The organism is Streptomyces alboniger, assembly GCF_008704395.1.
Taxonomy (GTDB): Bacteria; Actinomycetota; Actinomycetes; order Streptomycetales; family Streptomycetaceae; genus Streptomyces; species Streptomyces alboniger.
This window is the reverse complement of sequence record NZ_CP023695.1, coordinates 5,840,426-5,860,530: the sequence shown is the minus strand read 5'-3', so window position 1 is coordinate 5,860,530 and position 20,105 is coordinate 5,840,426. Positions and strand designations below refer to the sequence as shown.

Genomic DNA, 20,105 nt, shown 5'->3' with positions numbered 1-20,105 from the left:
GCGCGGGGAACTGCGCGAGCAACCACAGCGCGCCCGCGGCGACGTATGAGCCCACGCCCCCTAGGAAGCGAACTAGGCGCCCGCGCCCGAAATAAGCTCGCGAGCCTTCTTCACGTCATCCGCGATAGCGACCAGCAACGCCTCGATGGAGTCGAACTTCGCCTGGCCCCGCACGAAGGCGAGGAAGTCCACGGCCACGTGCAGCCCGTACAGGTCGAGGCCGACGCGGTCGATCGCGTACGCCTCGACGGTCCGCTCGGTCCCGTCGAACTGCGGATTCGTCCCGACGGAGATCGCCGCCGGCATCGCCTCGCCCTCGACGTGCAGCCACCCGGCGTAGACGCCGTCGGCGGGGATGGCGGTGTGCGGCAGGGTCTCCACGTTGGCGGTGGGGAAGCCCAGCTCGCGCCCGCGCTGGGCGCCTCGCACGACGACGCCCTCGACGCGGTGCGGCCGGCCGAGGATCTCCGCGGCGCCCGTCACGTCGCCCTCGGCGACCAGGCGCCGGGTCAGCGTGGAGGAGAAGGGCTGGCCGGCTCCGGCCTCGCCGGTCACGTACAGGTCGATGACGTCGACTTCGTAGTCGTACGTACGTCCGAGTTCGGCGAGGAAGTCGACGTTGCCCGCGGCCTTGTGGCCGAAGCGGAAGTTGGGGCCCTCGACGACCACGCGCGCGTGCAGCTTGTCGACGAGGACCTTCACCACGAAGTCGGCGGGCGACAGCTTCGAGAACTCGGAGGTGAAGGGGAGGATCAGCAGCGCGTCGACGCCGAGGCCGGCCATCAGCTCGGCGCGCCGGTGGTGGGGGGCGAGCAGCGGCGGGTGGCTGCCGGGGCGCACGACCTCGCTGGGGTGCGGGTCGAAGGTGACGACGACGGCGGGCACGCCCAGCTCCCTGGCGCGCTCCACGGCACGGCCGATGATCAGCTGGTGTCCGCGGTGTACGCCGTCGTAGGAACCGATGGTGACGACGCTGCGCCCCCAGTCCTGGGGGATGTCCTCCAAGCCACGCCAGCGCTGCACTTCTTTGCTCCTCGCCGAACCTGTGTACGTCCGTGACGTCTGTACGTTCCCATTGCCCATTGCGCAGGTCTAAGACTGCCATGCCGACGTGTCCCGGCTCGCATCGGTGTCTGCTCGGCGGGGCCGCGGGGGACATTCCGGGCGAGCCCTAGACCGGCACCTGCGCGCCGCCCGCGATGGTCACGATCGTGCGGGAGGCGCTCGGGCCGATCAGGGCGGCCCACTCCTGAGGGGCGTCGCGGAGCCAGTGGGCGACGAGGGTGGCGAAACCCGGCTCGAGGCGGGCCTGTTCGACGAGGCACCGGTCGAAGCGGGAGGCGCCCTCGGGGGTGCGTCCGAGGAGCAGCCCGGTGCGGCGCACGCGCTCGCGGGTGCGGGCCTCGCCGCAGTCGGCGGCGCCGCGGGCCGCGGACCGCAGGACGCTCTCCAGGACCGCCGGGTCCCGCTCCTGGCTGAGCAGTACGTCGAGCAACTCGTCCCGCAGGGCCTGCGAGGCGGTGGTACCGGGGGCGGCGAGGACGGGCGCGAGGGCGGCCCGGACCTGGGCGGGGCGGCTGTGCAGCAGCGCGGCCACCAGGGGGAAGAGGACGGGGCGGGCCCCGGGGCCCTGTTCGAGTCGCCGGTCGATGTATGCGGCGGCGGATCCCGCGGCCTCGGGGCGGGTCTCCAGGAGGTCCTGTACGAGGGCGGCGACGCGGCGGGCGAGGGTGGGCGTGGTCACGTCGGCGAGGCCGCACAGGACGTCGTCGGCGGCCGGGCCGGGCGCGTGCAGGCGTGCGCTGAAGGCGGCGAGCACGGGCTCGGGGTGGGTGGCCAGGGCCTCGGCGGGCGCGCTCGCGGGCAGCCGCGGGTCCCCTGCGGCGAAGCGCCGCAGGGCGCGGGACAGATACCGGGAGCGGGTCTTCGGATCGCGGACGAGCAGCGCGAGCGCGGCGCCGTGCAGGGCGTCGTCGGCGGGGCGGGCGAGCAGGGCGAAGGCGGCGTAGCGCAGGCGCTCGCGGTCGGCGTCCGCCGTGGCGTGCGGGGCGACGCGCAGGCCGTAGGTGGCGGCGGCGACGCGCCGGTCGGGCCGCTCGTCGTGGGCCCAGCGGCCGACGGCGCGGCACACGGCCGAGGGCTCCTCCTCGGCGAGGGCGGCGAGGAGTTCGTCGGCGCGGGCGTGGGCGCAGTCGACGAGGGCTTCGGTGAGGTCGTCGATGGCGTGGTGCCGGTGGGTGTGGAGCAGCGCCTGCGCGGCGGAGGCGACGGTGGCGTGGGGCGCGGCGTCCAGCGGCCGGTCGTCGGTGAACCAGCGGGCGAGGTGCGGCTGTACGGCCGTGGGGTCGGCGGCGAGGAGGCCGGCGACGGCGTCGAGGCAGCGGTCCGGAGTCCCCGGCGGCCCGTCCCGTACGACACGCCGCCGCAACAACGCGAACCGCTCCCCCTCCCCCAGCGGCAGCCCCAGCCAGAACTGGGCCCCGAACTCCCCGCGCTCGGCGAGCACTTCGAGAACGGGCAGGAACGGCGCCGCGTCGGTGACGCGCAGCAGCACGCCCCTGACGAGATGACGGGCCCACCAATGAGCGCCCCTGGCCCCTTCCCCACCGCCCCGCCCCTTCGCGTCCCTCTCCGGCCCTGCCTCCGAGCAGGGCGGCGGCTCGGATTCCGGGGGGTCGGGGAGGGGCGCCGCGGACCCGGCGGGGGGCACCGCTGCCTCTGCGGGGCATGCCGGGTGGCTGTCTCCGGTGCGTGCGGGACGGCCGCCCGGGGTGGGGGCCACACAGCCGCCCCCACCGGATGCCGCCGCCCCGCCACCTGTGGCCAATCCCCCAGGGAAACCGCCGGCGGGCGCCCCGGGGTCGTCCCCGGCAGGTGCCGTACGACCGGATTCCGCACGGTCGCCTTCGGCGGGTCCCGCGCGGCCGACTGCCCTGCGGCCACCCCGGGCGCATCCGGCGCAGCTGTCTTCAGCGAACCCCGCACCGTCGTCCTCAGCGCACACCCCGCCTACGGCATGTGCGAGGCCCGCCAGCTCCGTCGCCGCGTCCGCCAGGTCCCACAGCCTCTGGCCCAGTGCGACCGACCCCCGCTGGCGCCCCAGCAGCAGCAGCGCCTCGATCACCGGGCCGATGCGATGGCGTGGCACCGGGAGGGGGCGGGCGGGGCGGCGCTGTTCCGGGACCTTCGGGGAGCGTGCCGCGTGGCGGTGCCGGTGGACCAGGGAAGTCAGCGCTCCGTCGACGTCCAAGTGCGTGCCCTGGATCCAGTCGGCCACCTCCTCATGCGCGAAGCGGTAGCCCGACCCCGCCGGCACGAGCAGCCCCTCCGTCAGCACCGCCGAAGCCCAGCCCGTACAGCCGTGGCCCCCCGGCAGCGCCCCCCACGGGAAGACCGCCTCGAAGGACGACCGGTCCAGCTCCCCCTGGCCCGGGCCCAGACAGCGCCGCGCCGCCTCGTGGACCTGCCCGGCCACCTTCGCCGCCAGGCGTCGTACCGCTGTGCCGCGCAGGCCGTTCGGCGCCGCGAGCCGCACGGCGACCCGCAGGCACAGCAGGTCCAGATGCGCGGCGAAGATCTCCTCCCGCCCCGGCGTACCCGGCGGCGGCGCGTCGGGGCGGGCGGCGCGGACCTCGGAGAGCAGCCGCAGCGCCAGCGGATGCCGCGCGTCGGCCCCGGCGAGCGCGCCCTCCGGGATGCCGTACCGCGCGCGGGCCCTGCGCGCCTGCGGTTCCGGGAGGTCCTCCAGGCGTACACAAGGGGGGAGCCCCGCGGCCCCCGCCCCGGACGCCCCGTGCAGCAGGCCGGACGCGAAGCACTCCCCCGCCTGCTCCCAGTACTCCGCCCGGCAGGCGACGACGAGGCGCGTGCCCGTGTCCCGCAGCCACTCGGCCGTGCCCTCGCTCCACCGGGCGAGGCGGTGCGCCAGCGCGGGCGGCATCTCCTCCGGTCCGTCGAGCAGCAACAGCAGCGGACGCCCCGCGTCCCGTACGAGGCGGGCCACGCGGTCCGCGGAGATGTCCCCGAGCCCCTGGCCCTCGGGCATCCCCTCCGGCGTCGGCTCCGACGCCGCGAGGATCCGTCCCGCCCGGTCGAGCGCCCGCTCCACCGCGTCGGCGACGGACTCGTCCGTGCCCCGCAGATCGGCGCCGCGCAGCCACAGCGTGGGGGCGGGTTCGGCTCCCCTGGCCCGCCGCGCGGCGAGCGCGGACAGTTCCGTCGTACGTCCCGTGCCGGGGTCGCCGACCAGGCCGAGCACCCGGGCCGGGCCGCCGGTGAAGCGATCGAACTCCTTTGCCACCTCCGGCCGTTCGACCGGCTCCGGGCGGCTCGCGCGCGGCCCGTCGCTCCCCGCCGACGTGGCCGTCAGATGCAGCGCGCCCGCCAGATTGAGGTCGTCGCCGTACGCGGGGACGGTCGCGGCGTTCTGCGCGACGAGCGCGGCGAGCGGCCCGCCCGGGTCGGCGGCGGCCGCCTCCCGCAGCGGGATCGCGAAGCCGGGGGGCCGGTGCGTGAAGGGGACGTCCCGCGCCGGGGAGGGGCCGGGGTCCTGGGGCAGCAGCGCGGTGCCGAGGACGGCGAGGACCGCACCGGAGGAGACGTCCACGACCGGTCCGCCCGCGGCCCCGCCGCCGAGTCGCAGCGCGTCGGCGCCGTCCGTGCCGATCGCCAGCTCCAGGGCGGTGCCCACCAGATGGAAGCGGTCCGTCGCCGTGTACGTCACGGCGGAGGTGCCGAGGACCCGCGCCTCGCGCCAGCCGAGCGCGGCGATCCGCACATAGGCGCCGGTCGCCACGGAGTCCCGCACGGTCAGTGGAAGGGGCCGCAGGCCGAGGCCCTCGGTGCGCACGAGTGCGAGATCGGCGTCGGGCAGCGCCACCACGGCGTCGGCGGGCACCACGCAGGTGCGCTCACCGGGCGCGTGCAGGACGACGCGGGCGAGACCGTCGACGGCCTCGTGGCTGGTGATGACCGTGCCGTGCTCGTCGGCGGCGAACCCCGTGCCCCGCGGCCGCCCCGCCAGATCGCAGACCCGCACCAGGGCCCGGTCGAGCGCCGCGTGCCCGCTCCGCTCCTCCGCGCCCGCGGCGTCCCCGGCACCCTCGGCCCGCGGACCCCGTCCCGCCATGCTCGAACCTCCCGGCCGTTCCCCGTTCTCCGACCGTAGGTCGGCGGTGATCAGCCGGACAGGACGCGATGCGAACGCGCCCCCGTCCACCCCCTCGGTTCACTCCGAGCGCCTGCCCAAAGGGGTGAATCGGCGCGCCGCAGTGGAAACACCTTGAGTGGGGGGAACGTGGAGCGGCGTACTGAAGTCCGTCCGCCGCTCCACGACAAACCCCGGGAGCCGAGCCCGCAGACAGCGCCCCCGGCGGGGCGCTCAGGCGAAGACGGCCAGGCTCTTGGCCTTGCCCCGCGACTCCTCCGCGAGGACCAGGAAGCGGCCCTCCGGGTCGAAGACGGCGACGGCGCCCACACCCGCGTACTCCTCGGGCATCTCGATCCTGACGCCGTTGAGGAGCAGCCGGCCGCGCTTGTCGTCGACGTCCCAGCGCGGGAAGGCGCGCTCGGCCGCCTCGGCCACCGGCATCACGGTCAGCTCCTCCTGGAGCTGGTCCAGGGTCTTGGCCGCGTCCAGCTTGTACGGGCCGACGCGCGTGCGGCGCAGCGCGGTCAGATGGCCGCCGACGCCGAGGTCCGCTCCGAGGTCACGGGCGAGCGCCCGGATGTACGTTCCCGACGAACAGACGACCGAGACGACCAGGTCGAGTACGGGCGTACCGTCCTCGGCGACCGCGTCGCGGACGTCGTACACCGTGAAGGCGGAGATCGTCACCGGCCGGGCCGGGATCTCGAAGTCCTCGCCCTTGCGGGCGCGCGCGTACGACCGCTTGCCGTCGATCTTGATGGCGCTGACCTTCGAGGGCACCTGCATGATGTCGCCGGACAGCTTGGCTATGCCCGCGTCGATCGCCTCGCGGGTGATCTTCGAGGCGTCCGCGGACGAGGTGATCTCGCCCTCGGCGTCGTCGGTGAGCGTGTTCTGCCCGAGGCGGATCGTGCCCAGGTACTCCTTCTCGGTCAGCGCCAGATGACCGAGGAGCTTGGTGGCGCGCTCGACCCCGAGGACGAGCACGCCCGTCGCCATGGGGTCGAGGGTGCCCGCGTGCCCGACGCGGCGGGTCCTGGCGATCCCCCGCATCTTGGCGACGACGTCGTGCGAAGTGAAGCCGGACGGCTTGTCGACGATGACAAGGCCGTCCGGCGTCGTGGTGCTGCTCTTGCTCATGTGCGGGCGTCGCCGTCCGTCTCGTCTGCGTCGGTGCCGTTCGTATTCTCGTCGGACTCGTCGGACTCGGGCTTGCGGTACGGGTCGGGCCCGCCCGCGAACTCGGCACCGGCGGAGACCTCCCGTACCTTCTCGTCCGACATCCGTGCCCTGTCGAGCAGGTCCTCGATGGCCCGAGCGTTGTCCGGCAGGGCGTCCGCGACGAAGGCCAGCGTCGGCGTGAACTTCACGCCCGCGGCCTGGCCGACCGCCGAACGGAGGACGCCCTTGGCGCTCTCCAGGCCCGCGGCCGCCGCCGCGCGGTCCTCGTCGTCGCCGTAGACCGTGTAGAAGACCGTGGCCTCCCGCAGGTCACCGGTCACCCGGGTGTCCGTGATGGTCACGTGCGTCCCGAGCCGCGGGTCCTTGATCCCTCGTTGCAGCTTCTGAGCAACCACCTCTCGGATGAGGTCCGCCAGCCTTTTCGCCCGCGCGTTGTCGGCCACTGCTCCGTCTCCCTTATCCCCGGGCATTCCCTGGGCTTGTCTTGCTGTTGTTCAGTCGTCGTCACCGTGCAGCCGCCGTCTGACCGACAGCAGCTCCACTTCGGGCCGGGCGGCGACCAGTCGCTCGCACCGGTCCAGTACGTCCGTGAGGTGGCCCCAGTCGCCCGACACCGCGGCGAGGCCGATCTCGGCCCTGCGGTGCAGGTCGTGATCGCCCACTTCCGCCACGCTCACCGCGTACTTCCGCTGGAGTTCGGCGACGATCGGGCGGACGACGGAGCGTTTCTCCTTCAGCGAATGTACGTCGCCGAGGAGCAGATCGAAGGACAGAGTCCCCACATACATGTGTGTCCGGATGTCCCGCCGGTACGGGTTCGATGCCCCGCCAACCACTTGGCAGGGACACAAGAACCGTACACGGAACGGCCGGGGCCGATCGACGGGATTTTCCCCGTCGACCGGCCCCGACACTGACCATGCGGATCGGACCGCCCTGAGGCAGTCGATCAGCCGCGCGGCTTCTCGCGCATCTCGTACGTCGCGATGACGTCGTCGACCTTGATGTCGTTGAAGTTGCCGAGGTTGATACCGCCCTCGAACCCTTCGCGGATCTCGGTGACGTCGTCCTTGAAGCGGCGCAGACCCTCGATGTTGAGGCTCTCCGCGATGACCTTGCCATCGCGCAGCAGTCGGGCCTTGGTGTTGCGCTTGACCTCGCCGGAACGGATGAGGACACCCGCGATGTTGCCGAGCTTGGACGAGCGGAAGACCTCGCGGATCTCCGCGGTGCCGAGCTCGACCTCCTCGTACTCCGGCTTGAGCATGCCCTTGAGGGCCGCCTCGATCTCCTCGATGGCCTGGTAGATCACCGAGTAGTAGCGGACGTCGACGCCCTCGCGCTCCGCCATCTGCGCGGCACGGCCGGCCGCGCGGACGTTGAAGCCGATGACGATGGCGTCGGAGCCCATCGCCAGGTCGATGTCGGACTCGGTGACCGCACCCACACCGCGGTGCAGGACGCGGATGTCGACCTCTTCGCCGACGTCGAGCTGGAGCAGCGAGGACTCGAGAGCCTCCACCGAACCGGACGCGTCGCCCTTGATGATGATGTTGAGGTCCTGGACCAGGCCCGCCTTGAGCACCTGGTCGAGGTCCTCGAGGGACACCCGGCGGGTGCGCTTGGCGAACGCGGCGTTGCGCTCACGGGCGGCACGCTTCTCGGCGATCTGACGGGCCGTACGGTCCTCGTCGACGACCAGGAAGTTGTCGCCGGCGCCCGGGACGTTGGTGAGACCGAGCACGAGGACCGGAGTCGACGGGGTCGCCTCCTCCACGTTCTCGCCCTTGTCGTCGAGCATCGCGCGGACTCGGCCGTAGGCGTCACCGGCGACCATCGTGTCGCCGACGCGGAGGGTACCGCGCTGGACGAGGACGGTCGCGACGGCGCCGCGGCCCTTGTCGAGGTGGGCCTCGATGGCGATGCCCTGCGCGTCCTGCTCCGGGTTGGCCCGCAGGTCGAGCGAGGCGTCCGCGGTCAGGACCACGGCCTCGAGCAGCTGCTCGATGTTGAGGCCCTGGCGCGCGGAGATGTCGACGAACATCGTGTCGCCGCCGTACTCCTCGGCCACCAGACCGAACTCGGTGAGCTGACCGCGCACCTTGGTCGGGTCGGCACCCTCGACGTCGATCTTGTTGACCGCGACCACGATCGGCACGTCGGCCGCCTTGGCGTGGTTCAGTGCCTCGATCGTCTGCGGCATCACACCGTCGTTCGCCGCGACCACGAGGATCGCGATGTCGGTGGACTTCGCACCACGGGCACGCATGGCGGTGAACGCCTCGTGACCGGGGGTGTCGATGAAGGTGATGGCGCGCTCTTCGCCGTTGACCTCGGTGGCGACCTGGTACGCACCGATGTGCTGCGTAATACCGCCGGCCTCGCCCGCGACGACGTTCGTCTTGCGGATCGCGTCCAGAAGTCGGGTCTTGCCGTGGTCGACGTGACCCATGACGGTCACGACCGGCGGACGCGAGACGAGCATGTCCTCGCCGCCCTCGTCCTCACCGAACTCGATGGAGAACGACTCGAGCAGCTCGCGGTCCTCCTCCTCCGGGCTGACGATCTCCAGGACGAAGTTCATCTCGTCCGCGAGGAGCTTCAGCGTCTCGTCGGAGACGGACTGCGTGGCGGTGACCATCTCGCCGAGGTTCATCATCACGCCGACGAGCGACGCCGGGTTGGCGTTGATCTTCTCGGCGAAGTCGGTCAGCGAGGCACCGCGCGACAGGCGGACAGTCTGTCCGTTGCCGCGAGGCAGCATGACGCCGCCCACCGACGGGGCCTGCATGGCCTCGTACTCCTGGCGCCTCTGCCGCTTCGACTTGCGACCACGACGGGCGGGCCCGCCGGGACGGCCGAACGCACCCTGCGTGCCACCACGGGCACCGGGGCCACCGGGACGTCCGCCGAAGCCGGGACGGCCGCCGAAGCCGCCGCCACCACCGGGACGACCGGCACCGCCGCCGCCACCGGGACCACCGGGACGACCGGCGAAACCGCCGCCACCGCCACCGGGGCCGGCCGGACGACCTGCGAAGCCGCCGCCACCGGGACGACCGCCGCCGCCACCCGGGCGACCGCCGCCGCCGGGACCACGGCCACCGCCGGGGCCACCGCCGGGACGAGGACCGGCAGCGGGACGCTGCGGCATCATGCCCGGGTTCGGACGGTTACCCGCGGGGCCGCCGCCGGGACGCGGGGCCTGCGGGCGAGGCATGCCGCCCGGGGTCGGACGGGCGCCGCCCTGACCCTGCGGACGGGGAGCGCCACCGGGGCCGCCCTGGCCGCCCTGCGGGCGCGGGGCGCCGCCGGGGCCGCCCTGGCCGCCGGGGCCACCAGGTCGCGGGGCACCGCCCGGACGGGGCGCCTGCGGGCGCGCCATGCCGGTGGAGCCACCAGAGGTGAACGGGTTGTTGCCCGGACGCGGGCCCGCGGGACGGGCGCCGCCGGGACGGGGGGCACCCTGGCCGCCGGGGCGCGCGGCACCCTGACGGTCGCCGCGGTCGCCACGGCCCTCGCCGCGGCCACCCTGGCCCTGGCCGCCCTGCGCGGGGGCCGGACGGCTACCGGGCTTGGGGGCACCGGGACGGGCTGCGGCCGGACGCGGGGCCTGCGGAGCCGCGGGGGCTGCCGGAGCGGCCGGGGCGGCGGGCGGAGCCGTGAACTCCGGGGTGGTCGGCGCCGGGGAGGCCGGGGCCGGCTTGGGGGCCGGCGGCTTGGGGCCCGGCGTCGGGCGCGGGCCCGGGGCCGCCGGAGAAGCCGCGGGCTTCTCGGCCGCGGGCTTGGGGGCCGGCGGCTTGGGCGCGGCCGGACCCGGACGGGCGGCCTGCGCGGGAGAGGGGGACGCCGAGCCCGAGGGGGCCGGCGGCTTGGGGGCGGCCTGCTTGCGCGGCGCGCCGGGCTTGGCGGCGGACTTGCCGTTGCCACCCTGCTGGAATGCGTCAGTCAGTTTGCGTACTACGGGCGCCTCGATCGTCGAGGACGCCGAACGTACGAATTCACCGAGTTCTTGGAGCTTGGCCATGACGGCCTTGCTCTCTACCCCGAACTCCTTGGCGAGTTCGTATACCCGGACCTTAGCCACTTCGCTCCTTTTAGGTCCGGGTTACGCCGGACCGTCGCTACTTCATGGGCGTACTCATCGCGTGCTCATCGAGTGCTCATCGCAATCTCGACCTACTTCCAACTCGCGGAATACCAAGGCCGCACGGGGTTCCGTGCGACCACGTCTTACGGTGTTGCCTGCTCGGCAACTGTCTCGACAGCTCGGCGCAACGCCTCCGTGTCGAGCGGACCCTGGGCGCGGAAGGCCCGAGGGAACGCCCGGCGGCGGACCGCCAGGTCCAGACAGACCAGGGCGGGATGCACATACGCACCCCGGCCGGGCAGCGTACCGCTTGGGTCGGGGACGCAGGCGCCCTCGATCGCCACGATGCGCAGCAAATCGCTCTTGGCCGCTCGCTCCCGGCATCCCACACACGTACGCTCAGGGCATGCCCGGGCTGGCGTCCGGCCAGACACGCTCAAGTCTACCTCCCCGCACCGACCTCACCCCTTCGGGGCAAAAATCGAACGGCTACTCGCCACATACTGTCGTGATCCAAGCGGTGCGCGCCCGGATTTATTCCCACGGCCGCCTCCGGAGTGATCCGGTGGCGGCCGTCGCGCCGGGTCCGCTACTGGTCGGCGGGGTTCTCGGTGTCGGGCCTGATGTCGATGCGCCAGCCCGTGAGCCGCGCGGCCAGGCGGGCGTTCTGCCCCTCCTTGCCGATGGCCAGCGACAGCTGGTAGTCCGGCACGGTCACCCGGGCCGAGCGCGCGCCGAGGTCGACGATCTCGACCTTGCTGACGCGGGCCGGGGAGAGCGCGTGGGCGACCATGTCGGCCGGATCGTCCGACCAGTCGACGATGTCGATCTTCTCGCCGTTCAGCTCGGCCATGACGTTGCGCACGCGGCTGCCCATCGGGCCGATGCAGGCGCCCTTGGCGTTGAGCCCCGAGCGCGTCGAGCGCACGGCGATCTTGGTGCGGTGGCCGGCCTCGCGGGCGATGGCCGAGATCTCGACGGAGCCGTCGGCGATCTCGGGCACTTCGAGCGCGAAGAGCTTCTTGACCAGGTTCGGGTGCGTGCGCGACAGCGTCACGGACGGGCCGCGGACACCCTTCGCCACGCGGACGACGTAGCTGCGAAGGCGCATCCCGTGGGGGTACTCCTCGCCCGGGACCTGCTCCTGCACCGGCAGGATGGCCTCCAGCTTGCCGATGTCGACCAGCACGTTCTTCGGGTCGCGGCCCTGCTGGACCACGCCGGTGACGATGTCGCCCTCGCGCCCGGCGTACTCACCGAGCGTGGCGTCGTCCTCGGCGTCGCGCAGACGCTGGAGGATGACCTGCTTGGCGGTCGTCGCGGCGATGCGGCCGAAGTCGGACGGCGTGTCGTCGAACTCCTTGGGCTCCTGGCCCTCTTCGAGGTCCGCCGGGTCCTCCGTCGCCCATACCGTCACGTGGCCGCTGTCGCGGTCCAGCTTCACACGCGCGCGGCGGAAGCTGCCGTCGGTGCGGTGGTAGGCGATGAGGAGGGCCGACTCGATCGCCTCGACGAGGAGGTCGAAGGAGATCTCCTTCTCCCGTACCAGACCCCGCAGGGCACTCATGTCGATGTCCACGGCTACGCCTCCTCCTCTTCCTTCATGTCCTGCTTGTCTTGCTTGTCCTTGCGGTTGAACTCGACCTGCACCCGAGCCTTGTCGATCTCGTCGAAGGCGATCCGGCGGGTGGTGGCCTTACGGCCCTTCACGCCGGGCACCTCGAGGTCGAGCCCCTCGTCGTCCACCGTGAGGATGCGGGCGACCAGCTCGTCGCCCTCGGTCAGCCGGAACTTCACCAGGCGGTCGACAGCGCGCAGATAGTGGCGGTGCTCGGTCAGCGCGCGCTCGGCGCCGGGGGAACCGACCTCGAGGTCGTACTCCCCCTCGCCCATTGCGTCGGTCTCGTCGAGCTTCGCGGAGAGCAGGCGGCTCACTTCCGCGATCTGGTCCAGATCCACACCGTCGTCGGAGTCGATGACGACTCTCAGCACTCGCTTGCGTCCGACCGAGGCCACTTCGATCTCTTCGAGATCCAGATCCTGGGAGCTGACGAGCGGTTCCAGTAGTTGCCGCAGCCTCTCGCTCTGGGTGGTGCTCATCCGGGTGACTCCTCGGCCGCGTGTGCTGTTGTGGGGTGCGTTGCAAGTCTGCGTGTCAGGTCAAAGGGTATCCGGTCCCGAGGGGTGTTGTGGCCCACCGGAGGGGCGATGTGCCGCTCCGGCCCGAGCCGATCACTCGTACGGAGACCGTCCGAAGGTACGGTGATCACCGGGCCCGCGCCCACTTCCTGCCTTTGTCTGCCTGTGTCTGCCTGCTCGCTCGCGCCTTTTGGCCTTCCTTCCGAGGACGTCTGCCGTGCCGTCGTATCCCACCGCCCCACGATCCCGCCCGGGACCGCGCCGCAGGAGCCTGCTCGCCGGGGCCGCCGGCGTCGCCTCCGCGGCGCTGCTCACGGGCTGCTCGGACAGCGCAGGCTCGGACGCGGAGCGCCCGTCCGCCGTGCGCCGCCTGCGCGCCCGGGCGGCCGAGGAGAGCACGGAACTGCTCGGGCGGTACGACGCCGTGCTCGCCGCCCACCCCTCGCTCGCCGGGCGGCTCGAGCCGCTGCGCGCGGAGGTGAGGAAGCACGCGGAGGCGTTCGGGGGCGGCCGTGCCCCGGCTTCCCCCTCGGCGTCGGCTTCCGGTGCCGCCGCCCCGGCTCCGAAGCCGTCCGTGGCCTCGGACCCCGACAAGGCGGTACGCGATCTCGCCGACGCCGAGCGCGCCCTGGCCGACCGGCGGGGCGCGGCCCTGCTCGAGGCCCCGGCCGAGCAGGCCAGGCTGCTCGCCTCGGTGGCCGCCGCGGGCGCGGCCCACGCGTACCTGCTGACGGAGGGCGACAAGTGAGCGAGTCCAAGGACGCCGAGCTGAAGGCCGTGCAGGCCGCCCTGGGCGCCGAGCACGCCGCCGTGTACGGCTACGGGGTCGTGGGCGGCCGGGTCGGCGACGGCCGCAGGGACGAGGCCCGCACCGCGTACGACGCGCACCGCGCCCGGCGCGACGAACTCCAGCGCGCCGTGCGCGACCTCGGCGGCGAGCCGCAGCCGGCCGACGCGGCCTACGCGCTGCCCTTCCCGGTGCCGGACGCGGCCGCTGCCGCCCGGCTCGCCGCCGATCTGGAGGACCGGATCGCCGGGGTCTACTCCGATCTCGTACGCGCTTCCTCGGGCGCCCGGCGCGGCAGCGCCGCCGGGGCGCTGCGCGAGGCGGCGGTCCGGGCGGCGCGGTGGCGGGGCGGGAGCGTAGCCTTCCCTGGGCTCGCCGAGCGGTCCGCCCCATCCGGCTCATCGGCTCCGGCGACGCCCAAGGCGTAACCCCTCAGGAAGGAACGACTCGCGCATGTCTTTCGAACCGCCGCGCCGCCTGGTCACCGCACTCGGCGAGACGGCGCAGGACGGCGACGACTGGCTGGCGAAGCTGCCCGAGGCAGTGGAACAGGCCGTCGCACTGCGCGAGTTGACCATCGAGCGGGTCCACGTCCCCGGCGGGCGCAGCGGCCTCGTCGTGATGGTGCGCCAAGCCGACGGAACGCCCGCCGTGCTCAAGCTCGTGCCGCCCCGGTCGCGCCCGGAGAGCGAGCGGGCCGCCCTCGCGCACTGGGGCGGACTCGGCGCCGCCCGGCTGCTCGACCCCGAGTGCTCGGACGGGGCGCTGCTCCTCGAACGGCTGCACCGTGATGTGTCCGTGCGGTCCCTGCCGGAGGCCAAGGCGCTGCTCGAAGCGGCGGGGACGCTGCGGCGGCTGTGGGTGGAGCCGCCCGCCGGGCACCGGTTCGAGACGGTCGCCGAGCGGACGGGGCGGCAGGCCGAGGCGATGCGGGCCTCCTCGGGCACGGAGGTCGCGCCGCTGGTGGACGCCGCCCTCGCCGCTCGGCAGGAGCTTCTCGCGGCGGAGCCCGAGCCGCGGCTGCTGCACGGCACCTTCCGGCAGAGCAAGGTCCTTGCCGGGGACCGGGTGCCGTGGCTGGCCGTGGGGCCCGATCCGGTGGTCGGTGACGCCGCCTTCGATCTGGCGCGGCTCGTCCGGGACCGGGTGGAGGATCTGATCGCCTCGCCGTCCGGGGCGTCGATCACGCGGCGGCGCGTGAAGAAGCTCGCGGAGTCACTTGAGGTGGACCAGGAGAGGCTTCGGGGCTGGACGCTTTTCCGGGCCGTGGAGTCGGGGGTCCGGGCCTTGCGGGTGGGGCGTCCGCAGGACGCGGAGCTGCTTTTGGAGTTCGCGGGGTGGCTGTGACCGGGTGACCCCGGTGGGCGCGGAGTCTGCGGGCCGTGTGTGGCTGGTCGCGCAGTTCCCCGCGCCCCTTCGGGGCGTTTTCCTTACGCGGTGAGTCGGGCGACGGCCTCCTCGACCGAAAGCTCCTCGCGCTCGCCCGTGCGGCGGTCCTTCAGTTCCACGATGCCCTCGGCGGAGCGGCGGCCCGCGACCAGGATCTGCGGGACGCCGATCAGCTCGGCGTCGGTGAACTTAACGCCCGGCGAGACCCCGGCCCGGTCGTCCACCAGCACACGCGCGCCCGCCGCGCCCAGCTTCTCGGCGACGTCCAGGGCCAGCTCCGTCTGGAGCGCCTTGCCCGCGGCGACCACGTGCACGTCGGCGGGGGCGACCTCCTTGGGCCAGCACAGGCCCTTGTCGTCGGCGGTCTGCTCGGCGAGCGCCGCCACCGCGCGGGAGACGCCGATGCCGTACGAGCCCATGGTCACGCGGACCGGCTTGCCCTCCTTGCCGAGGACGTCGAGCTGGAAGGTGTCGGCGTACTTGCGGCCGAGCTGGAAGATGTGGCCGATCTCGATGGCGCGGTCCAGCTTGAGGCCGGTGCCGCAGTTGGGGCACGGGTCACCCGCCTCGACCACGACGACGTCCAGGTAGTCGTCGACCTCGAAGTCACGGCCGCAGACGACGTTCTTGACGTGCTTGTCCTGCTTGTTGGCGCCCGTGATCCAGGCGGTGCCCGGGGCGACGCGGGGGTCGGCGATGTAGCGGACCTTGTCCAGGCCCTGCGGGCCGACGTAGCCGCGTACGAGGTCGTCGCGGCCCTCGAAGTCCTCGGCGGTGACCAGCTCGACCTCGGCCGGGGCCAGGTGCTCGCCGAGCTTGCCGAGGTCCACCTCGCGGTCGCCGGGGACGCCGACGGCCACGATCTCGCCGTCGACCTTGACCAGGAGGTTCTTCAGGGTCGCCGAGGCCGGGACGCCGAGGTGCTCGGCGAGCGTCTCGATGGTCGGGGTGTCGGGCGTGTCCAGCTCCTCGGCGGGGCCGTGCGCCGAGCCGTCGACCGGGGCGAGCGCGAAGGTGACGGCCTCGGTGTTGGCGGCGTAGTCGCAGGCGGGGCAGTCCACGAAGGTGTCCTCGCCCGCGGGGGCCGGGGCCAGGAACTCCTCGGACTTGGAGCCGCCCATGGCGCCCGCGACGGCGGACACGATGCGGTAGTCGAGGCCCAGGCGCTCGAAGATCCGCTGGTAGGCGCCGCGGTGCAGGGCGTACGACTCGGCGAGACCCTCGTCGGTGGTGTCGAAGGAGTACGAGTCCTTCATCTGGAACTCGCGGCCGCGCAGCACACCGGCGCGGGGGCGGGCCTCGTCGCGGTACTTCGTCTGGATCTGGTACAGGATCACCGGCAGGTCCTTGTAGGACGAGCACTGGTCCTTGACGACCTGGGTGAAGATCTCCTCGTGGGTGGGGCCGAGGAGGTAGTCGGCGCCCTTGCGGTCCTTGAGGCGGAAGAGCAGGTCGCCGTATTCCTCGTAGCGGCCGGACGCCTCGTAGGGCTCCTTGGGCAGGAGCGCCGGGAGGAGGACCTCCTGGCCGCCGATGGCGTCCATCTCCTCGCGGACGACACGGGCGATGTTCTCGTAGACCTTCTTGCCGAGCGGCAGCCAGGTCCAGATGCCCGCGGCGGTGCGGCGGACGTAACCGGCCCGGACGAGCAGCTTGTGGTTGAGGGTCTCGGCGTCCGCCGGGTCGTCGCGCAGTGTCTTGACCATCAATCGGGACATGCGCTGGACCTGGGCCATGATCAACTCCTGCTACAAGGGGGTCCCCTCTGCTCGGCGGGGCCGAGAGGGCGGGGAAGGTGATGGCGAGAGGTTATCCGGGCCGCGGGCGCGGGCGGAAATCGATTGCGGTGGCGCTCCGGCTCAGACCCGGCACGGCAGGGGCAGCGGGGCGCCCATCACGGCGTAGGGCATGGCGGCGCTCGGGAACAGGACGCGGCGGGCGAGGTCCGTGTAGCCGAGGGAGCGGTACAGGCCGCGGGCGGGGGTCTCGACGTCGATCGCGGAGAGGATCGAGCGGGGCTCGGCGACACCCTCCGTGATGGTGGTGATCAGGGTGCGGCCGATGCCGCGGTTCTGGTGGCCGGGGTGCACGTGCAGCTCGGTGATGACGAAGGAGTCGTCGAGCCAGCCGTCCAGCTGCCGGCCGCGGAGGTAGGGCTCGACGACCGTCGACCACCAGTGGCGGCGGTCGTTGGGCATGCCGTAGACGAAGCCGACGAGCCGGTCTTCGGGAGTGGTCGCGCCGAACGAGCGGGCGCCCGGGTAGGTGAGGTGACGCAGGACGATCTGGCGCCGCACGGCCACCTCGTCGTCGCTCAGCCCGAAGGCATGGGCCTGGACGTCCAGCGCTTCGTCCACCCGCGCGGCGAGGTCGAGGGGCCCGATCACGACGTCGTCAGTCATGAGGCGACCCTACTTCGCGCCGTCGCGCTTCTGAACAGGGCGCTCGGCGCGGGTGGCGGGGCGGCCCGGGGCGTCAGAACAGGACGCTCATGAACGCGCCGACCTCCTGGAAGCCCACGCGTCGGTACGCCGCTCTGGCCGCGGTGTTGAAGTCGTTGACGTACAGGCTGACGACGGGGGCGACGTCCTCCAGGGCGTAGCGCAGTACGGCCGCCATGCCGGGGGCCGCGAGGCCGCGGCCGCGGTACTCGGGTGCCACCCAGACGCCCTGGACCTGGCAGGCGTGTGGCGTGGCGGCGCCGATCTCGGCCTTGAAGACGACCTTGCCGTCCTGGTCGAGGCGGGCGAAGGAACGGCCGGAGCCGACGAGTTCGGCGACGCGAGCCTGGTAGAGGAGCCCGCCGTCCCCGGCCATCGGCGATACGCCGACCTCCTCGGTGAACATCGCCACGCACGCCGGCATGATCGTGTCCATCTCGTCCTTGCGGACGCGACGGACGTACGGGTCGGGGGTGATGTCGTCCGGGAGCCGGTCGGTGACCATCAGGGGCTGCCGGGTACGGACCTCGCGAGCGGGGCCCCAGGACGGTTCGAGCAGCCGCCACAGTTGGGCGGTGGGGGTCGCGGGGCCGACGATGGAGGAGCAGCGGCGGCCGGCCCTGCGGGCGCGGTCGGCGAAGCCGCGTACGGCTCGCGGGGTCGCGCAGATCGGGACGAGGTTGGCGCCGGCGTAGCAGAGGGACGCGAGCATGCCGTCCTCGTACCAGCCCCACATCTCGCCGCCGAGGCGCCAGGGGTCGAGGCCGGCCACCTGGACGCGGGCGGTCACGAAGGCGTTCGCGACCGGCTCGCGGTCGAGCACGGCGAGCGCGGCGTCCAGGTCACTCGGGTCGAGGACCCTGGTGGTGGTCTGAGTCAACACGTGCGGGGGCCTCACCATACGGTTTGCTGATCTCCGCACTGTACCTGGCGGGGGCGCCTCGTGCGGGGGGTGCCTTTGTCCGTCCTGGTCAGGGACGCCGAGGCCCTCCCCCGGTGGGGGCGGGGCCCTCCGCCCGCTTCGCGGGAAGTTCCCTCCGGGGCGGCTCTTTCCGGTAGGGGCGGGCTGCTTGCCGCTTCGCGGCGGGTTGCCCTCGTGGGTCGCCTTCACGCCGGTGGGGGTGGGGGCCTTTTTGCCGCTTCGCGGCGGGTTGCCCTCGTAGGTCACCTTCACGCCGGTGGGGGCGGGGGCCTTTTTGCCGCTTCGCGGCGTCTCCCACCCGCCCACCCGTTTGCCCCGCGTGGGGTTGTGCCGTGGGGGCCGGGGGTTCTCCGGTGCGGTTTGTCGCCGCGAGACGGGTGGGTGGGTGGGAGACATCCGCCGCGGAGCGGCGGGGCAGGGGTGACGCCGACCTGTCGGCGCGCTCGGCCGCGCGGGGGCGCCCGCACCGAAGCGGGGCCGCGACGGCGTGAGCGCGAACCGACGGCACGGAGATGTCCGGCACGAAGCGGCGGGGCAGGGCGCGGGGCCCTCGTACGCCCCGGTTCTCCAGGAGTCGGGGCCGCGTACACCCCGGTGACGCTGCGGGCGCCGCCAGGCGCGTTACTGCCCCGCCGCTCCAGGAGCGGCGGGGCAGTGGCGTTGAAGTGGGAAGGGGGTCAGCCCGCTACGGAGATCGTGGGTTCGCCGGAGGCGACGCCGTCCTTCTCCATCTGTTCGGCGATCTTCATCGCCTCTTCGATGAGCGTCTCCACGATCTTCGACTCGGGGACGGTCTTGATGACCTCGCCCTTGACGAAGATCTGGCCCTTGCCGTTGCCGGAGGCGACGCCGAGGTCTGCCTCGCGGGCCTCGCCGGGGCCGTTCACCACGCAGCCCATGACGGCCACGCGGAGCGGGACCTCCATGCCGTCGAGGCCCGCCGTGACCTCCTCGGCCAGTTTGTAGACGTCCACCTGGGCGCGGCCGCACGACGGGCAGGAGACGATCTCCAGGCGGCGCTGGCGGAGGTTCAGGGACTCCAGGATCTGGATGCCGACCTTGATCTCCTCCGCGGGGGGCGCGGACAGCGACACCCGGATCGTGTCGCCGATGCCCTCGGAGAGCAGCGCGCCGAAGGCGACGGCCGACTTGATCGTGCCCTGGAAGGCCGGGCCCGCCTCGGTGACGCCGAGGTGCAGGGGGTAGTCGCACTGGGCCGCCAGCTGGCGGTAGGCGTTGACCATGACCACGGGGTCGTTGTGCTTCACCGAGATCTTGATGTCCCGGAAGTCGTGCTCCTCGAAGAGGGACGCCTCCCACAGGGCCGACTCGACCAGCGCCTCGGGGGTCGCCTTGCCGTACTTCTTCAGGAGGCGGGCGTCCAGCGAGCCCGCGTTGACGCCGATGCGGATCGGCGTGCCCGCGTCCTTGGCGGCGCGCGCGATCTCCTTGACCTTGTCGTCGAACTGCTTGATGTTGCCCGGGTTCACGCGCACCGCCGCGCAGCCCGCGTCGATCGCCGCGAAGACGTACTTCGGCTGGAAGTGGATGTCCGCGATGACAGGGATCTGCGACTTCCGCGCGATGGTCGCCAGCGCGTCGGCGTCGTCCTGCGTGGGGCAGGCGACCCGGACGATCTGGCAGCCGGACGCGGTCAGCTCCGCGATCTGCTGGAGCGTCGCGCCGATGTCCGACGTACGCGTCGTCGTCATCGACTGCACGGAGACCGGCGCGTCGCCGCCCACGGCCACCGAACCGACCTGGATCTTGCGGCTGACCCTTCGGTCGGCGAGCTTGGTCGGAACGGACGGGATTCCGAGCGATACGGCTGTCATCTGGCGAGCATCCCCAAGAGTGTGGATCACAGTGTGGATCAAGGTCCCGAGATCGGCGGGCTCCAGGCTTCGAGATTACGGCACCCCGCCGGGCCCGGGCACATCACGCCCAGAAGTCCACCCAATGGTGGGCGGCCCGGCACATAGAACGCCGGGCCGCCGCAAACTTCG

Annotated in this window: 16 protein-coding genes; 3 read left to right on the top strand and 13 right to left on the bottom strand. The window is 73.0% G+C overall.

The genetic code is table 11. From position 1 onward, the window contains the following. Positions 1-72 precede the first annotated feature (72 nt). The 9 genes from CP975_RS26265 to rimP form a co-directional block, all read right to left on the bottom strand. Positions 73-1,023 carry a bifunctional riboflavin kinase/FAD synthetase gene (locus CP975_RS26265; RefSeq protein WP_055529610.1) on the bottom strand — a complete coding sequence of 317 codons (951 nt, stop codon included), beginning with the start codon at positions 1,021-1,023 and terminating at the stop codon, positions 73-75. A 148-nt stretch (positions 1,024-1,171) separates the two neighbouring features. Next, positions 1,172-5,128: a serine protease gene (locus CP975_RS26260; protein WP_246201632.1), complete on the bottom strand. Its 3,957-nt coding sequence runs from the start codon at positions 5,126-5,128 to the stop codon at positions 1,172-1,174. A 252-nt stretch (positions 5,129-5,380) separates the two neighbouring features. Beyond that, positions 5,381-6,289: a tRNA pseudouridine(55) synthase TruB gene (gene truB, locus CP975_RS26255; protein ID WP_055536296.1), complete on the bottom strand. Its 909-nt coding sequence runs from the start codon at positions 6,287-6,289 to the stop codon at positions 5,381-5,383. After that, positions 6,286-6,774, bottom strand: a complete 489-nt coding sequence (gene rbfA / locus CP975_RS26250) for a 30S ribosome-binding factor RbfA (protein WP_055536297.1) — start codon at positions 6,772-6,774, stop codon at positions 6,286-6,288. The genes truB and rbfA overlap by 4 nt, the downstream gene beginning before the upstream one ends. A gap of 51 nt (positions 6,775-6,825) precedes the next feature. Further along, complete coding sequence (locus tag CP975_RS26245; RefSeq protein WP_030784426.1) at positions 6,826-7,119, bottom strand: DUF503 domain-containing protein; 294 nt, start codon at positions 7,117-7,119, stop codon at positions 6,826-6,828. 161 nt (positions 7,120-7,280) lie between these two features. After that, the gene (gene infB, locus CP975_RS26240) at positions 7,281-10,418 is read right to left on the bottom strand and encodes a translation initiation factor IF-2 (RefSeq protein WP_150477401.1); all 3,138 of its coding nucleotides are present in this window, start codon (positions 10,416-10,418) and stop codon (positions 7,281-7,283) included. A 146-nt stretch (positions 10,419-10,564) separates the two neighbouring features. Next, a complete protein-coding gene (locus CP975_RS26235; RefSeq protein WP_078594202.1) occupies positions 10,565-10,855 on the bottom strand; it encodes a YlxR family protein in 291 nt (96 codons plus the stop codon). 155 nt (positions 10,856-11,010) lie between these two features. Beyond that, a complete protein-coding gene (gene nusA, locus CP975_RS26230) occupies positions 11,011-12,000 on the bottom strand; it encodes a transcription termination factor NusA (RefSeq protein ID WP_055528897.1) in 990 nt (329 codons plus the stop codon). Positions 12,001-12,002: 2 nt separating this feature from the next. Then, positions 12,003-12,521, bottom strand: coding sequence for a ribosome maturation factor RimP (gene rimP, locus CP975_RS26225; protein ID WP_055528895.1), 519 nt, complete (start codon positions 12,519-12,521; stop codon positions 12,003-12,005). Between the two features lie 256 nt (positions 12,522-12,777). On the opposite strand from rimP, the gene CP975_RS26220 reads away from it, so the two are divergent. Genes CP975_RS26220 through CP975_RS26210 form a run of 3 tightly spaced genes read left to right on the top strand, consistent with a single transcriptional unit; the run spans position 12,778 to position 14,694 of the window. Beyond that, complete coding sequence (locus CP975_RS26220) at positions 12,778-13,308, top strand: hypothetical protein (RefSeq protein ID WP_055528893.1); 531 nt, start codon at positions 12,778-12,780, stop codon at positions 13,306-13,308. Continuing rightward, positions 13,305-13,775, top strand: a complete 471-nt coding sequence (locus tag CP975_RS26215; RefSeq protein ID WP_055528892.1) for a ferritin-like domain-containing protein — start codon at positions 13,305-13,307, stop codon at positions 13,773-13,775. The genes CP975_RS26220 and CP975_RS26215 overlap by 4 nt, the downstream gene beginning before the upstream one ends. Positions 13,776-13,800: 25 nt before the next feature. Continuing rightward, the gene (locus tag CP975_RS26210) at positions 13,801-14,694 is read left to right on the top strand and encodes an aminoglycoside phosphotransferase family protein (RefSeq protein WP_055528891.1); all 894 of its coding nucleotides are present in this window, start codon (positions 13,801-13,803) and stop codon (positions 14,692-14,694) included. A gap of 83 nt (positions 14,695-14,777) precedes the next feature. Here the strand turns inward: CP975_RS26210 and CP975_RS26205 are convergent, their stop codons facing one another. From CP975_RS26205 to ispG, 4 genes are all read right to left on the bottom strand, one after another. Then, positions 14,778-16,472, bottom strand: a complete 1,695-nt coding sequence (locus CP975_RS26205; protein WP_055528889.1) for a proline--tRNA ligase — start codon at positions 16,470-16,472, stop codon at positions 14,778-14,780. Between the two features lie 123 nt (positions 16,473-16,595). After that, entirely contained in the window at positions 16,596-17,138 is a 543-nt protein-coding gene (locus CP975_RS26200; RefSeq protein ID WP_055528888.1) for a GNAT family N-acetyltransferase, read from the bottom strand. 73 nt (positions 17,139-17,211) lie between these two features. Further along, positions 17,212-18,060 (bottom strand): GNAT family N-acetyltransferase, encoded by an 849-nt coding sequence (locus CP975_RS26195; protein WP_055528900.1) that lies wholly within the window; start codon positions 18,058-18,060, stop codon positions 17,212-17,214. A gap of 716 nt (positions 18,061-18,776) precedes the next feature. Beyond that, positions 18,777-19,934 (bottom strand): flavodoxin-dependent (E)-4-hydroxy-3-methylbut-2-enyl-diphosphate synthase, encoded by a 1,158-nt coding sequence (gene ispG, locus CP975_RS26190; RefSeq protein ID WP_030784465.1) that lies wholly within the window; start codon positions 19,932-19,934, stop codon positions 18,777-18,779. Between the last annotated feature and the right edge of the window lie 171 nt (positions 19,935-20,105).

Coding starts and splice junctions, on each gene's coding strand:
- CP975_RS26260 (WP_246201632.1), bottom strand. CDS start 5,128: ATGGCGGGACGGGGTCCGCGGGCCGAGGGTGCCGGGGACGCCGCGGGC.
- truB (WP_055536296.1), bottom strand. CDS start 6,289: ATGAGCAAGAGCAGCACCACGACGCCGGACGGCCTTGTCATCGTCGAC.
- CP975_RS26245 (WP_030784426.1), bottom strand. CDS start 7,119: ATGTATGTGGGGACTCTGTCCTTCGATCTGCTCCTCGGCGACGTACAT.
- rimP (WP_055528895.1), bottom strand. CDS start 12,521: ATGAGCACCACCCAGAGCGAGAGGCTGCGGCAACTACTGGAACCGCTC.
- CP975_RS26210 (WP_055528891.1), top strand. CDS start 13,801: ATGTCTTTCGAACCGCCGCGCCGCCTGGTCACCGCACTCGGCGAGACG.
- CP975_RS26205 (WP_055528889.1), bottom strand. CDS start 16,472: ATGGCCCAGGTCCAGCGCATGTCCCGATTGATGGTCAAGACACTGCGC.
- CP975_RS26200 (WP_055528888.1), bottom strand. CDS start 17,138: ATGACTGACGACGTCGTGATCGGGCCCCTCGACCTCGCCGCGCGGGTG.
- ispG (WP_030784465.1), bottom strand. CDS start 19,934: ATGACAGCCGTATCGCTCGGAATCCCGTCCGTTCCGACCAAGCTCGCC.